The following is a 14,869-nucleotide window of genomic DNA, read 5'->3' as shown; positions in this document are numbered from 1 at the left end:
CTTACTATTTTCTCAGCTTAATATCCTGCACTATACGTTTTGCTGTGGAAATTGGTACCTGACCGATAATCGTCACTTCTTTGTTATCCACACTTTCGCTATAAATCGTGTAAGCGCCCTGACGCCAAGTGCTATCTTGTTTATCAGTATCAGCAATTTTTGCAGAAACATATAGGGTGAAAGAAAATAAACCATCACTATAAAGCTGTGACTCGATTTTCTCTCCTGAATCAGTTTCAATGCTATGATTAACTAACTTGAATCCATTCGGCAACCAACCGGGCTGCCAACTAAATGAAGGCGTTTTATTGGCTTTTTTATCCAACAGTAATGGCGGTATAGTAACATGATTCAAATATTCAACCAAACCGGACAAACCATCACCGATATATAAATTCACTACACGGAACTGATCTAATAAATTACCATCACTATCCAACATATCGCTGCGAAGTAACAAATGGTTTTCTTCATCAATAAAAACTAAGTATTGATAACGAAAGTCATCTTTCGGCAAAATTCGAATAGTTTGTACAACACGATCTGCCACACGATTACGGCCGATATACACAAAGTCATAATATTTTTCTAGTGCGCTGAAATTGCTCTGCAACAATGGCGGCAAATTATCAATAATACCTTCGCCATTAATAGTAAAAGGCTGATAGTTCGCCTGGAAATAGCTGATTAAATCATCCCGCTGAACAATTTCCTGTTGTGCACCATCAAGCGTCACCAACTGAGCATAGGTTTTTCCATCTGCTTTAAAGTGGCGATAACGCAAAGAATCCATATTGGAAGGCGTGGTTTGAATGAAAGAAAATTCATAATTTAATTGATCGGAGGCTTTTTTCATCTCCTGTAAAAGCTGTTTTGGCGAGAGTGTTTCTTCCGCCAAAGAGGAAAATGAACAGATCAACAATAAGAAAAGTGCGGTGTTTTTTAGAAATGTTTTTAACATTGGCAAACTCTCAATAAACAAATTCACCACCAAAAGATGGTGGTGAATTCTACGAAAAACAGTCATACCGAAGTATATATCATTTATTGTGGTCTTGTCCCAAATTTATGGAATCCGCGTAAACTCGACGTTGTAATTCATAACTTTGCAACATAGCACCAATTCGTTTATTTTTTTGTTCAAGCTGTTCGGCTGTCATTACATCTTTGCTAGGTGCGTTATAGCTCACTTCTTGCACACCATTGTTAAAAGGTAATGTTTGCAATACCGGCGTATCTGTAGAGGCCGGAGAAACAGACTTAGTGTTAAAGGATTGAACACCTAAAACGGCCACTAAGCACACACTCGCAGCAACAGCGACTTGTGTCATAGGCACAAACCAAGCTTTAAGTTTCTTCATAAATGGAGATTTTTCAACCTCTTGTGGCAACGGCTGGGAAACCACCGGGTGTGCCACATGAATTTCTTCTTCAGCAATCAGACTTTCCATCTTAGTTGAGAAGTCTGCGCCTAAGAAAATACCAGTTTCTTGACGCATTACAGCGCGAATTGTGTGGAAATTCGCCCAACTTTCTTGCAAATCCGCATCTTGGCATAATTGGTCGGTGAATTCAGTACTAACTTCTTCACCATCAATGTATGCTGAAAGTAATTCTTTTTGCATTTTTATACTCCGACTAACCGTAGTTGTATTCCTGTTTTAAATTAACGCTGCAAAAGCGGCTTGACTTTGCTTTCAATGATTTCACGCGCCCGGAAAATCCGTGATCTTACGGTACCTACTGGACAATCCATTATTTCTGCGATCTCTTCATAACTTAATCCCTCGAGTTCACGTAACGTAATGGCTGTACGTAAATCTTCTTGTAAACCTTTGATGGTATCAAACACTATCTTCTTCAACTCATTGGATAACATTTCATTTTCGGGAGTATCCACATCCCGTAAATTTGTTCCCACATCATAGGATTCTGCATCTTCAGCCAAAATATCTTCATTTGGCGGGCGACGACCCTGTGCAGTTAAATAATTTTTTGCGGTATTAACCGCGATTCTATACAGCCAAGTGTAGAAAGCACTATCACCACGAAAAGAATCTATTGAACGATATGCTTTTATAAACGATTCTTGTACAACATCAGGAATATCATTCGGTGAAATATACCGAGTAAGTAATCCAGCCACTTTATTTTGATAACGTATTACTAATAAATTAAAGGCCTTCTTATCCCCTTGCTGCACTCTCTCTACCAAAGCCTGATCTGTTAGCTGTTCAGCCATATAACCTCATATATCACGTCTAACAGGCTTTCATTGCAAAGCCAGCAAGCTCTCGTACTGCGTTAGACGAAGTGAATGAAAAAAAGTTCATAAAATTAAGGGAAAATGAAATAAAATTTATGAACATTAAAAATCAAAGAGTTAAGTTTAACTTTTGTTGAATTTCCGCCACCATTTCAGCTAGTTCCGGATCATCGATTTTGCCATTATTAAAAAACCAAGAAAACAACTGCAAATCGGTACAAGTCAACAAGCGAACAAAAATCGCTTTTTTATACTCATTTAACTGCTCGAAATGCTGTTTGTAAAAGGGCATAATTACCTTATCCAACTCCAGCATTCCACGCCGACAATCCCACTCAACACGCAATGGATCATAATGTTTCATTCTGATCTCCAATTAACAAAAATCGGCCAGATTATATAAGTTAGTGTGCACTTTGTGAAAACAAATTAATCACCAAAACACCGAAAATAATCAATCCCATACCAATTAAGCCGGCAGTGTCGATTTTCTGACCAAATGCAAAATAAGCCACCACCGCCGTCAACACAATCCCTACCCCGGACCAAATAGCATACACTAAGCCGACGGAAAGTGTCCGAAATACGATAGACACACAATAAAAGGAAATTGCATAAAGCGTTAACGACGCAACGGTCGGTACCACCTTAGTAAAACCGTCACTGACTTTCAATAAATTAGTGGCAACAATTTCCAACGCAATGGAAAAAGCCAGAAGAATCCAAGGGTTCATGAGTTCACACATAAAAAGTGCGGTCGAAAATCCAACTAAAATTCCAACCGCACTTTATAACAATTACGCCTTAACCTGACTCTTCAAGAAATCCAATAACTGATCTTTGGCGATCATTTGTTTTTCACCCGTGCGGCGGTTTTTATATTCGATTTCGCCGTTGGCTAAATTTTTCTCACCAATCACCACCATGTGTGGTACACCGATAAGTTCCATATCGGCAAACATCACGCCCGGGCGTTCTTTACGGTCATCAAAAATCACTTCCACACCTTGCGCCAATAAAGTGCGGTATAAATCCTCAGCGAATTCTTGCACGCTTTCCGATTTGTGCATATTCATCGGCACGATAGCCACGGTGAACGGAGCCATTTCGTCGCAAGGCCAAATGATGCCGCGCTCGTCATGATGTTGTTCAATAGCGGCAGCCACCACGCGGGTAACGCCAATGCCGTAACAGCCCATGGTCAACACCATAGGACGGCCGTCTTCACCTTGCACGGTAGCGTTCATGGCTTTGGAATATTTGTCGCCCAATTGGAAAATGTGTCCCACTTCAATACCACGTTTAATTAATAACGTACCTTTGCCATCCGGACTTGGGTCGCCTTCAACAACGTTACGAATATCCGCTACTTTTGGCAATGCCACATCGCGTTCCCAGTTAATATTGAAATAATGTTTACCGTCTATATTGGCACCTGCACTGAAATCAGACATGATTGCCACACTGCGGTCAATGATCACCGGAATGTTTAAATTTACCGGCCCAAGTGAGCCCACGCCTGCGCCAATTTTAGCTTTAATTGCCGCTTCATCGGCAAATTCAAGCGGAGAAGCCACTTCTGCTAGTTTTTCCGCTTTGACTTCATTTAATTCATGATCGCCGCGAATGATTAACGCCACTAACGGTTGTTCTTCATTTGCACCTTTTACAATCAGCGTCTTCACGGTTTTCTCAATCGGCAAATTAAATTGCGCAACCAATTCTGCGATAGTTTTCGCGTTTGGCGTATCCACCAATTCCATCGCTTTAGTCGGTTGTGCTCGTTCACCTACGGCAACGGCTTCGGCAAGTTCGATATTCGCCGCATAATCGGACTCGGTGGAGAAAATCACATCATCTTCGCCGCTATTGGCCAACACTTGGAACTCATGAGACGCGCTACCGCCGATAGAACCGGTATCTGCCTGCACCGCACGGAAATCTAAGCCTAAGCGACTGAAAATATTGCTATAAGTTTGATACATCACTTCATAGGTTTCTTGCAGACTTTCTTTGGATGTATGGAAAGAATAGGCATCTTTCATCAAAAACTCACGACCGCGCATCACGCCGAAACGCGGACGCACTTCATCGCGGAATTTGGTTTGAATTTGATACAAATTAAGGGGAAGTTGGCGATAAGAACTCACTTCACGACGCACTAAATCGGTAATCACTTCTTCGTGAGTCGGGCCTAAAACAAAATTACGATTGCCGCGATCTTCAAAACGCAATAATTCCGGACCATATTGCTCCCAACGGCCGGATTCCTGCCACAATTCCGCGGGTTGCACTACCGGCATTTCCACTTCGATGGCGCCGCTTTTATTCATTTCATCGCGAATAATATTTTCCACTTTTTTCAGCACGCGCAAACCGGTCGGCAGCCAGTTATAAAGACCTGACGCAAGAGGACGAATCATACCGGCACGCAACATTAATTGGTGGCTCACCACCGCCGCTTCCGCCGGGGTTTCCTTTAAGGTGGAGAATAAATATTTACTTGTACGCATTGAATTACCTATAATTCTTAGAATTTGAAACTTGAGAAAAAAATTGGCGATAGTGTATCTAATGCGCAAGCAAAAGCAAGAAAGAAATCAGTTTTTGCACGCCATAACAGCGCATTGACACGGACAATTTAAGCTAAAGAAAAGGAATCATCATGTCAGCCCTTTATCAAGCCCTTCCCGCCGTTGACAAATTGCTCAAAACCCCGCAAGGCGAGCAATTTATCGCAGAATTTGGCCACACCGCCACCGTTAATGTTTGCCGTGACTTGTTGCAACAAGCACGCGAACACATAAAACACCATGAAAACCTACCGCACTTTTTGCAAACAACCGACGCCACCTTTCAACATATCCACCAACAATTATTGTTACAACAACAGGTGAACATTAAGAGCGTACATAATTTAACCGGCACGGTATTGCACACCAATCTTGGGCGCGCGTTGTGGTCACCGGCGGCACAACAGGCGGCGTTGGATGCCATGCAGGACAATGTGGCATTAGAATATGATTTAGCGGCTGGCGAGCGGAACCATCGGGACAACTACATCAGCGACTTACTGCAACAACTCACGGGCGCAGAGGCGGCCTGTGTAGTGAACAACAACGCAGCGGCGGTATTACTGATGTTGGCGACTTTCGCGCAGGGTAAAGAGGTGATCATCTCCCGTGGTGAATTGATTGAAATCGGCGGTGCTTTCCGCATTCCCGACATCATGGCGCAGGCCGGTTGCGAACTGGTGGAAGTGGGCACCACTAATCGCACCCATTTAAAAGATTATCGCAACGCAATTAACGAAAACACCGCCTTTTTAATGAAAGTTCACAGCAGCAACTACCAAATTTGCGGTTTCACGCATTCTGTTGATGAACAAGAACTGGCAGAATTAGGCAAAGAGTTTAGCATTCCGGTCATCACGGATTTAGGTAGCGGCGCGTTAATTGATCTGAAACAATTCAATTTGCCGGAAGAACCGACGGTACAAGAAAAATTGCAACAGGGTCTGGATTTGATTTCCTTCTCCGGCGACAAACTGCTTGGCGGGCCACAAGCGGGCATTATCGTGGGTAAAAAAGCATTGATTCAACAGCTACAAGCCCATCCGCTCAAACGTGTGCTACGTTGCGACAAAGTCACCCTTGCCGGACTGGAAGCCACTTTACGTTTATATTTGCAACCGGAAAAAATTACCGAAAAACTGACCGCACTTCATCTGCTTACTCAGCCAGTAGCCCAATTACAAGCACAAGCAGAACAATTGAAAGTGCGGTTGGAAAATCGCTTAAATACAGACTACCTTGTTGCTATCGAACCAAGCGAAGCGCAGGTTGGTAGCGGCTCCCAACCGTTGGCACGGATTCCGTCTGTCGCGGTAACCATTGCGCCGGCAACAGAAAAAATGCCGACAAAAACCACCGCACTTTTCGCCCGTTTATTGGCGCTACCACAACCGGTTATCGGGCGTATTGAACGGGATAAAATTTGGTTGGATTTACGCAGTTTGGCCAATCTCGAACGCTTGCTCAACACGTTGGAGGCACTATGATTATTGTCACATCCGGACACGTTGACCACGGCAAAACCGCGCTATTACAAGCCCTCACTGGCACGCATACGGCGCATTTACCGGAAGAAAAAAAACGCGGCATGACCATTGATTTGGGCTACGCCTATTTGCCGTTAAAAGATCAAATCCTCGGCTTTATCGACGTACCGGGGCACGAACGTTTTCTTGCCAATATGTTGGCAGGCTTGGGCGGCATTCATTACGCCATGCTTATCGTTGCCGCAGACGAAGGCGTGCAAGCGCAAACCATCGAGCACTTAAACATTTTGAGCTTGTTGCAATTGCAGGAAATCATGGTGGTGATCACCAAAGCCGACCGCGCCGATGCGCAACAAATTGACGCATTAGAACAACAGTTATGCGAACAATATGCCATCTTGGCGAACAGTAAATTCTTCGTGACCTCTGCCACCAGCGGTCAGGGTATTGAAACATTACGCGATTATTTGGCGCAGTTGCCGGAATTATCGGACACAGAAAAACCGTTCCGTTATGCCATCGACCGTATTTTTACCATTAAAGGTGCCGGCACCGTGGTGACGGGCACTGCATTTGCGGGCAAAGTTGCCATTGACGACGAATTGTATTTAAGCAATGGACAAAAAGTGCGGGTGAAAAATATCCACGCACAAAACGAACAAAGCACAGAAGGCTTGGCAGGGCAACGCCTCGCGTTAAATATTAACTTGGATTTCGACCGCACGTTAATTGAGCGCGGCGATTGGTTGTTCTCCCAACCGCCTGCTAAAGCGACAGATCGCGTCACCGTTTGGCTAGAAAACCAGATTCCACTGAACGAAAGCCAACCGGTGCATATTTATCACGCCGCCTCACACACCACGGGCAAGCTGACGTTATTACAACAACCCAAACTCGTACCTCAGCAACACGCGCTGGCAGAACTGATTTTAGAACAACCGTTGTTTTTGGCGCATGGTGACAAAATCATCTTACGCAACAGCAACTCGACCGCCGTACTCGGTGGCGCAAAAGTGATTGAAATCCATTCCCCGAAACGCCATAAGCGCACAGAAGCCCGTTTCGATTATTTACGCCAACTGATTCAAGCAGAAACAGCCGAAAAACGCACCGCACTTTATCTGCAAAATCATGCGGTGGAAGCCGAGCAGTTGATGTGGATTGAACAGCTGACAAACGCCCAACTGAACAAGATTCTTGAAAAAAACGGCGACATTCGCTTCCAAAGCTGGTGCTTTAATGCCGATTATCGCACGCAACAAACGTCAAAATTATTGACCGCACTTGCGCAATATCACGAACAACATCCCGACCAACTCGGCTTAGGTAAAGCCCGTTTATATCGCATTGCGGCACTGAACCAGCCGGAAAAACTGATTTATCATTTTATTGATGAATTATTAGCCGAAAATCAACTACAGCAAACCCGTGGCTGGCTACACACCGCCGATCATAAAATTCAATTTAATGAACAAGAACGCGCATTATGGCAGCAAGTTCTTGAACAATTTGAGCAACATAACGGACAAGCGTTGTGGGTGCGTGATCTTGCCGGCTTATTAGGACAGGAAGAAAGCGCTATGCGCAACTTCCTCTACAAAGCCGGTAAATTAGGCTATCTCACCGCCGTGGTAAAAGACCGTTTCTTCCTGACCGAGAACATTTATGCCACCGCACGCTTAATCAAACAGCTTGTCGCCGGGAAAGAAGGCTTTTCGGTCAACGAATTGCGAGACGTCTTACAATTCGGACGCAAAATGACCGTCCAACTGGTGGAATATTTCGACCGCTGTGGCTTCCTGCGTCGCAAAGGCAATATTCACGTATTGCGCGATGCGGACGTGTTTGATCTATAAAGTGCGGTCATTTTTGACAACGTTTTTTTAACACATAGGAGTTTCCATGAAAAAATTACTCATCGCCGCGTTAATCACCGGCAGCCTAACGCTCACCGCCTGTGACGATAAAGAAAAAAACGCGCTCATTGAGCAAACCCAAAAGCAAGCGCAGACGATCGAGCAGCTCAATACACAAGTGGATACGCTACAAAAACAAGTGGTAGATTTGGCTGAGAACCAAACGATTCGGGTGGAGCCGGAGGTATTGTTTGAAAAATCCGAAACCATCAAGTTTGATAAGACCCCTTCCAAATCCTCCGATGATTATGCGCCAGAAAGCGCCGAGGCGAAAGTCAGTGTGAAAGCCTTAAAAACCAACATGGATTGGTTAACAGATTTACTGGTAAACGAGTTAATCCGCCAGTTCACGGCAGAAGGTCAAATTAAAATTGAGAATAAACAACAACTCGTTGACTACTTACAAACCCTTTATGCCGATAGCCTCAAAGAGGTGAAAGAGAACAAACTGATTGGCATGACTACCAATTTCAACATGAAATACCTCGGGCAGCGGGAAAATATCGCGACTTTCACCATTGGTTATTATGGCTATTCCGGTGGTGCCCACGGCATGTATTCTACCCAATTCCTCAACATTGATTTAACGAAAAAAACCTTGTTGGATATTGATGATGTCATCAATCCGGATCAGCACGATAAATTAAAAGAACTGTTATGGGAGACTTACAGCAACGCGTCGAACAATGAAACATTTACGTCAAAAGCCGAGTTTTATGTGGAAAAAGATTTTTACTTCTCGCACGATGGCATTACCTTCGTTTATCCGCCTTATGCCATCGGCAGCTTTGCGGAAGGGGAAAAAGAACTGACAGTTTATTGGTGGCAGCTTAAAGAAAACAAATTGCTTAGCCCGCAATTTCAAAATTTAACGCAGTATATGATGGATATTGATTAATCAAGCTAGCACCCCACCAAGCTATCTATATCTACAAAAACAGGAGAAAAAATGACCGCACTTTTTCAATCTTATCGTTTAAATAACGGTGTTGAACTCAAAAACCGCTTGGTTGTGGCACCCATGACCCATTTTGGTTCCAATCCTGACGGCACCTTTAGCACACAAGAAAATGCTTTTTTGCAAGGGCGTGCAGAGGGCTTTGCGATGTTTATCAGCGCAGCGACTTTGGTTTCACGGGAAGGTAAGGCCTTTAACGGACAGCCTTACGCCTTAGATGAACGTTATTTGGACAGTCTAAAATCCGTCGCACAAAGCATTAAATCTCAAGGCGCCAAAGCCATTTTACAAATTCATCATGGTGGCAAATTAGCCATGAGTGAATTGTTAGAGGGTTTGGATAAAGTCGCGCCATCCGCTGACGAGGCAACCGGTGCACGCGCATTAACCGAAGCGGAAATTGAAAAATTGATTCATGCCTTTGCCAATGCGACGGAGTTAGCCATTCAGGCTGGCTTTGACGGCGTAGAAATTCACGGTGCTAACAGCTATTTAATTCAACAATTTGTCTCCGGTCACAGCAACCATCGCAACGACCAATGGGGTGGTTCCATTGAAAATCGTCTGCGTTTTTCACTCGCCGTCATCGACGCAGCAAATGCAGTGAAAGAAAAATATCAACGTGACGATTTTATTCTTGGCTATCGTTTCTCTCCGGAAGAACCGGAAGAGGACGGACTCACCATGGCAGATACTTTCGCCCTAATTGATGCCTTGGTGCAGAAGCCACTGCAATATTTGCACGTTTCTTTATGGGATTTTTATAAACTTGCCCGCCGTGGCGCCGACACCCACAAAACACGCATGGAACTCATCCACCAGCGCATTAATGGCAAACTTCCACTTATCGGTGTCGGTAATTTAATTACCGCCGAGCAAATGGAAGAGGCTTTCGCCACCGGCTGGGCGGAGTTTATCGCCGTGGGCAAAACGGTGTTGTTAAATCCAAATATTGTGGAATTAATTCAATCGGGAAAAACGCAAGAAATTTCCACCGCACTTGACCCCGAGCGCAAAGCGTTCTACCGCTTCCCGGATTATTTATGGGACCTGAACATGAAAGAATTAGCATTTTTGCCACCGGTGAAGAAGTAAAACCGTAGGTGACGGTCGCATTATGCGGCCGTCTCTCCCGTTCTCAGCAAAACAAAAGGGTAGATACCTCGATCTGCCCCTACACAAAAATTCTCTAATTTTCTTAGTTCAAATGCTTTAATTTTCCAACTCCAAACTCACCACATTCGGGTCGTTTTTTAATAATAAATACAACTCATGAATAGTGTCTTTATCGCTGATAGCACAACGAATATTGAGCTTGGTTTCGCCGTTAGCTTGATCTTTCATATTGATATTTTCAATAAAATGATTGTTGCTATGTAACAGTTGCACAAACTGTCCAACAGCCTCCGCCGAGGTCAATGTAGCATTAATTTTGGTCTTTTTCTTCTTATCGTGGCGACGAACCCAACGATGCACATAAGGACTAAGACGAATAGCGATGAGAATCATGACGGTAGCGATAATGGCATCAAAATAAAACCCAGCACCGGAAGCAATACCAATACCGGCGGCCGCCCAAATGATAGCAGCGGTGGTCAAACCAGAAATGGCGTCGTTGTGCTTACGTAAAATCACGCCGGCACCAAGAAAACCGATACCGCTGATGACTTGCGCCGCCAAACGCATTGGATCGGTGCGGATGTTTTCCGACACTTGAGCATAATGTTCAGCCGATTGAATGGAAACAATGGTGAGTACGCAAGTGGTCACCGCAATAATCATGCAGGTTTTTACACCTACGGGTTTGGCTTTTAACTCGCGCTCTAAGCCGATGATGCCACCCAGCACCATGGCAAATGCCATTTTAACGAAAATAAAGAAATGGCTGTCACGCGCCAAGGTTTCAAATAAAACAGATAGGTTACTCATAATATTAAATGGTTAATCCAAGTGATTGATAAAGTTGTTTTAGTTCATCTTGTGTTAAAGTGCGGTAAGTTTTCGGCGCCAAATGTTGCAGGCTAAACCCCGCCTGTTGATAACGAATCAAACGCAATGTCGGAAACCCGATATGTGCCGTCATGCGGCGAACTTGTCGATTGCGTCCTTCATAAATTTTAATTTCCAGCCACGCGGTAGGAATATTTTTACGTTCTCGAATAGGCGGAACCCGCGGCCACAGAAAATTCGGCTCGGAAATCAACCGCACTTTAGCAGGCAACGTCATGCCATCGTTTAATTCTACTCCGCGCCGTAACCGTTCCAAAGCGATTTCATCCGGCACGCCTTCCACTTGCACCCAATACGTTTTTTCCATTTTAAACTTGGGTTCCGCCAAGCGATGTTGAATGTCGCCGTTATTGGTTAATAACAGCAACCCTTCACTATCGCGATCCAACCTGCCTATGGGGTAAACCCCCGCCACATTAATAAAATCTTTTAACGTGCTGCGTCCTGCCTCATCGGTGAACTGGCATAACACGTCAAACGGTTTATTAAATAAAATAACCTTCGTTTGGGAAAAAGTGGTTTTAGATTTAGAAACGTTGCGAAAATTAAATGCTCGATTACGTGTTTTCGCCTTGTTCTTCATACAATGAAAAGACATGAATTGTATAAGAGTTAGGTAATTCAAAATTTATGAATACTTTACACCAATTGGATGAAAGTTTAAATTTTTCCCTTTTGATTCTGACGATTTAAGGAAAAATTTTTTATCTAGCTTTTTATTCGGCACTTTTCCCTATTTTTTAGCAGTTAAATTTAGTTTTATTTTAAATTCATCTTTTTATTCTAAAAACAAACAATAAAAACAGAACAAAAATCTACAAAACAATATTTATTTGCAGAAAAATAACGTAAATTTTATATAAATAGTGATTTATCTCTATTGACTAGCGTTTTTATTGATTTATATTGGCTCCCTAACATTTTTTAACTTTAACAGGTTGTTCCATGACTCAAACACATAAACGTGAAACATTCTCCGGACGCAGAGCCTTTATTTTTGCGGCGATCGGTTCGGCAGTCGGCTTGGGAAACATTTGGCGTTTCCCTTATGTTACTTATGAAAACGGCGGTGGTGCCTTTATTATCCCTTACATCGTGGCATTACTAACTGCCGGTATTCCATTAGTTTTCTTAGATTATGCCTTAGGCCATAAATTTCGTGCGTCCCCGCCATTAGCTTATCGCAAACTCAAAACCGCCTTTGAAACCTTCGGTTGGTGGCAAGTGATGATCAACGTGATTATTGGTCTTTACTATGCGGTTATTCTTGGCTGGGCTGCGAGCTACGCTTATTATTCCTTCAGATCCGCTTGGGGTAGCAACCCGGTAGATTTCTTCTTACATGAACACATTAAGATGGCAAGCGATGTGGCATTAAGCTTGGATTTCGTTGACACAGTTGTCGGTCCGTTACTTGCCGTGTGGATTATCACTTTGTTGATTCTTTCTTTTGGCGTACAAAAAGGCGTGGCGCGTTCTTCCGTTATCTTCATGCCAATTTTGGTGATCATGTTCATTACCTTAGTGGTCTATTCCTTGTTCTTACCGGGTGCAGAAAAAGGTCTTGATGCTTTATTCTCACCAAACTGGGAAAAATTAGCCGACCCAAGCGTTTGGATTGCCGCATATGGTCAAATCTTCTTCTCGCTTTCCATTTGCTTCGGCATCATGTTGACTTATGCCTCTTACTTGAAAAAAGAATCGGATTTAACCGGTGTAGGCTTAGTGGTTGGCTTTGCTAACAGTAGCTTTGAAGTCTTAGCGGGTATCGGCGTGTTCTCTGCGCTAGGTTTCATTGCTGTCGCGAACGGACAAGATGTCAGCGAAGTGGCCAAAGGTGGTATCGGCTTAGCGTTCTTTGCGTTCCCAACCATCATTAACCAAGCGCCGTTAGGTCAATTATTGGGCGTGTTATTCTTTGGTTCTTTAGTTTTCGCCGGCTTAACTTCTTTTATTTCCGTATTAGAAGTTATCATTGCGGCAGTACAAGATAAATTACGCTTACGTCGTGCACATGCCACATTCTTGGTTGGCTTACCAATGATGGTCGCATCTACCTTATTGTTTGGTACGGCAGCCGGCTTACCAATGCTTGATACCATGGACAACTTCGTCAACATGTTCGGTATCGTTGCCGTAGCGTTCTTCTCTTTACTCTCCATTATCGTTACCGGAAGATTAAAAGAACTTGGTGAACACTTGAACGAAACCAGTTCTTTCAAAGTCGGCGCAATCTGGAAAGCCTGCATTGTGATCACCACCGGCGTATTAGCGTTCATGCTTTACAAAGAAGCCTCCAAAGTATTAACAAACGGCTACGAAGGATATCCGGAATGGTTCGTTAACACCTTCGGCTGGGGCATGGCGATCGGCTTAGTGATCATCAGTTTCTTACTTTCCCGTTTACCGTGGAAAAATCTCACACAAACACAAGGAGAAAAATAAGATGTCAACCAACGCAATTTTCATGATGGCTATCGCGCTCATCATCATCTGGGGCGGATTATTGATTTCCGTAATCAGATTACCGAAAGAATAATTTAAGCAATTCAAAAGAAAATCCCATTGGTCATCCTGTGGGATTTTTGTTTGTATCGAAAAGTGCGGTGGGTTTTCTAATTGTTTTAAAAACATGCTGAAAATCTACCGCACTTTTCTCAAACAGAACCAATCGGTGAGAATACCTTCTAAAACTACATTAGGTTTGTTAGTCAAAAGAAGATAGCAATGAAAAAATACCTTACGTTAATCTATTTTTTTATTTTACTTAACGCCTTGTCTCCAGCCAACGCAGATACGCCAAAAAACCATTTTCAGCATACACAAATTTATGGCATTACCGTGGATGACAGCTGGGAAGGGGAAGAAAAAACCGTGCAAATTATAGAAGCCATCAAGGCAATGAAGGCAAAGCCAACAGTGCGAATTGTGATGTCAAAAGATGTCTCACCGAAAGAATATCAATCGCTATTTCAGCAAATTCATGACGTTGCTTACATTATGGCCACGCCGGTGGATTCTTATGACATGAAAAAATATAGCAAGGCCGGTTATTTAAAACGCTTTCAAGAGTCTTATGCCGCCCTCGCTGATTATGTGGATATTTGGGAAATCGGTAATGAAGTAAACGGCGACTGGCTTGGTAATGACGCCTTAGTTGCTGCAAAGATTTATGACGCCTATAAATTTATTCAATCCAAACAGGCGGAAAGCGCGCTTACTAGTTATTATTTCGCACCGGAAAAGCAGAAAGGCACTATGGAGGAATGGCTTAAACGGTACATTCCACAAGATATGAAAGAAAACTTGAATTATGTCTTGGTTAGCTATTACGAAGATGACAATGATGGTTACCAACCGAACTGGCAGGAAATCTTTGAAGGTCTTACAAAAATATTCCCTCACTCAGGGCTAGGCATTGGCGAATGTGGCAATACCAAAGAAAATGCCACGATCCAAAGCAAAGTCAAAATGGCGACACGTTATTATTCCATGCCGAAATATGTGGAAAATTATGTCGGCGGCTATTTTTGGTGGTATTGGGTACAAGATGCCGTGCCACATGAAGACAATAAAGTTTGGCAGGCGATAAATAATGCCATAACGGTAGATGAATAAAAAAGTACGGTGGATTTTCCTAGCGTTTTAAAACACCGCGA

15 protein-coding genes are annotated in these 14,869 nt (G+C 43.3%); 7 read left to right on the top strand and 8 right to left on the bottom strand.

Features of this window, described 5'->3' with window-relative positions; all coding sequences use genetic code 11:
- Positions 1-4: 4 nt before the first annotated feature.
- The 6 genes from rseB to proS all read right to left on the bottom strand — a co-directional run bounded on the left by rseB (position 5) and on the right by proS (position 4,779).
- On the bottom strand, positions 5-961 hold the full coding sequence (gene rseB, locus EL144_RS06825; RefSeq protein WP_005702386.1) for a sigma-E factor regulatory protein RseB: 957 nt from the start codon (positions 959-961) through the stop codon (positions 5-7).
- A 79-nt stretch (positions 962-1,040) separates the two neighbouring features.
- A complete protein-coding gene (locus EL144_RS06820; RefSeq protein WP_050332935.1) occupies positions 1,041-1,625 on the bottom strand; it encodes a sigma-E factor negative regulatory protein in 585 nt (194 codons plus the stop codon).
- Positions 1,626-1,666: 41 nt separating this feature from the next.
- Positions 1,667-2,242 (bottom strand): RNA polymerase sigma factor RpoE, encoded by a 576-nt coding sequence (gene rpoE / locus EL144_RS06815; protein WP_005702388.1) that lies wholly within the window; start codon positions 2,240-2,242, stop codon positions 1,667-1,669.
- Between the two features lie 133 nt (positions 2,243-2,375).
- On the bottom strand, positions 2,376-2,630 hold the full coding sequence (locus EL144_RS06810; protein ID WP_005704826.1) for an FAD assembly factor SdhE: 255 nt from the start codon (positions 2,628-2,630) through the stop codon (positions 2,376-2,378).
- A gap of 40 nt (positions 2,631-2,670) precedes the next feature.
- On the bottom strand, positions 2,671-3,000 hold the full coding sequence (locus EL144_RS06805; RefSeq protein WP_032995398.1) for a DMT family transporter: 330 nt from the start codon (positions 2,998-3,000) through the stop codon (positions 2,671-2,673).
- 63 nt (positions 3,001-3,063) lie between these two features.
- Positions 3,064-4,779 (bottom strand): proline--tRNA ligase, encoded by a 1,716-nt coding sequence (proS, locus tag EL144_RS06800; protein WP_005704828.1) that lies wholly within the window; start codon positions 4,777-4,779, stop codon positions 3,064-3,066.
- A gap of 152 nt (positions 4,780-4,931) precedes the next feature.
- Between proS and selA the strand changes: the two genes are divergently transcribed.
- The 4 genes from selA to EL144_RS06780 are packed head-to-tail and all read left to right on the top strand — an operon-like array spanning position 4,932 to position 10,295.
- Entirely contained in the window at positions 4,932-6,326 is a 1,395-nt protein-coding gene (gene selA / locus EL144_RS06795) for an L-seryl-tRNA(Sec) selenium transferase (RefSeq protein ID WP_005704829.1), read from the top strand.
- Positions 6,323-8,182, top strand: coding sequence for a selenocysteine-specific translation elongation factor (gene selB / locus EL144_RS06790; RefSeq protein WP_065336538.1), 1,860 nt, complete (start codon positions 6,323-6,325; stop codon positions 8,180-8,182). The genes selA and selB overlap by 4 nt, the downstream gene beginning before the upstream one ends.
- Positions 8,183-8,228: 46 nt before the next feature.
- Complete coding sequence (locus tag EL144_RS06785; protein ID WP_050332937.1) at positions 8,229-9,140, top strand: DUF3298 domain-containing protein; 912 nt, start codon at positions 8,229-8,231, stop codon at positions 9,138-9,140.
- 51 nt (positions 9,141-9,191) lie between these two features.
- Positions 9,192-10,295, top strand: coding sequence for an NADH-dependent flavin oxidoreductase (locus EL144_RS06780; RefSeq protein WP_005704832.1), 1,104 nt, complete (start codon positions 9,192-9,194; stop codon positions 10,293-10,295).
- A gap of 117 nt (positions 10,296-10,412) precedes the next feature.
- Here EL144_RS06780 and EL144_RS06775 read toward each other — a convergent pair whose 3' ends face one another.
- Positions 10,413-11,129, bottom strand: a complete 717-nt coding sequence (locus tag EL144_RS06775) for an MgtC/SapB family protein (protein ID WP_005704834.1) — start codon at positions 11,127-11,129, stop codon at positions 10,413-10,415.
- A gap of 4 nt (positions 11,130-11,133) precedes the next feature.
- On the bottom strand, positions 11,134-11,793 hold the full coding sequence (locus tag EL144_RS06770) for an rRNA large subunit pseudouridine synthase E (RefSeq protein WP_005704835.1): 660 nt from the start codon (positions 11,791-11,793) through the stop codon (positions 11,134-11,136).
- Between the two features lie 362 nt (positions 11,794-12,155).
- Between EL144_RS06770 and EL144_RS06765 the strand changes: the two genes are divergently transcribed.
- The 3 genes from EL144_RS06765 to EL144_RS06755 all read left to right on the top strand — a co-directional run bounded on the left by EL144_RS06765 (position 12,156) and on the right by EL144_RS06755 (position 14,828).
- Complete coding sequence (locus EL144_RS06765) at positions 12,156-13,655, top strand: sodium-dependent transporter (RefSeq protein ID WP_005704836.1); 1,500 nt, start codon at positions 12,156-12,158, stop codon at positions 13,653-13,655.
- A gap of 1 nt (position 13,656) precedes the next feature.
- On the top strand, positions 13,657-13,749 hold the full coding sequence (locus EL144_RS06760; protein WP_032995388.1) for a methionine/alanine import family NSS transporter small subunit: 93 nt from the start codon (positions 13,657-13,659) through the stop codon (positions 13,747-13,749).
- Positions 13,750-13,937: 188 nt separating this feature from the next.
- On the top strand, positions 13,938-14,828 hold the full coding sequence (locus EL144_RS06755) for a hypothetical protein (RefSeq protein WP_005704837.1): 891 nt from the start codon (positions 13,938-13,940) through the stop codon (positions 14,826-14,828).
- The last annotated feature ends 41 nt before the right edge of the window (positions 14,829-14,869 follow it).

The sequence above is a fragment of the Aggregatibacter aphrophilus ATCC 33389 genome, from assembly GCF_900636915.1.
GTDB classification, from domain to species: Bacteria; Pseudomonadota; Gammaproteobacteria; order Enterobacterales; family Pasteurellaceae; genus Aggregatibacter; species Aggregatibacter aphrophilus.
Note: the sequence above shows the minus strand (reverse complement) of the source record. Positions and strands in the feature narration are given on the sequence as shown.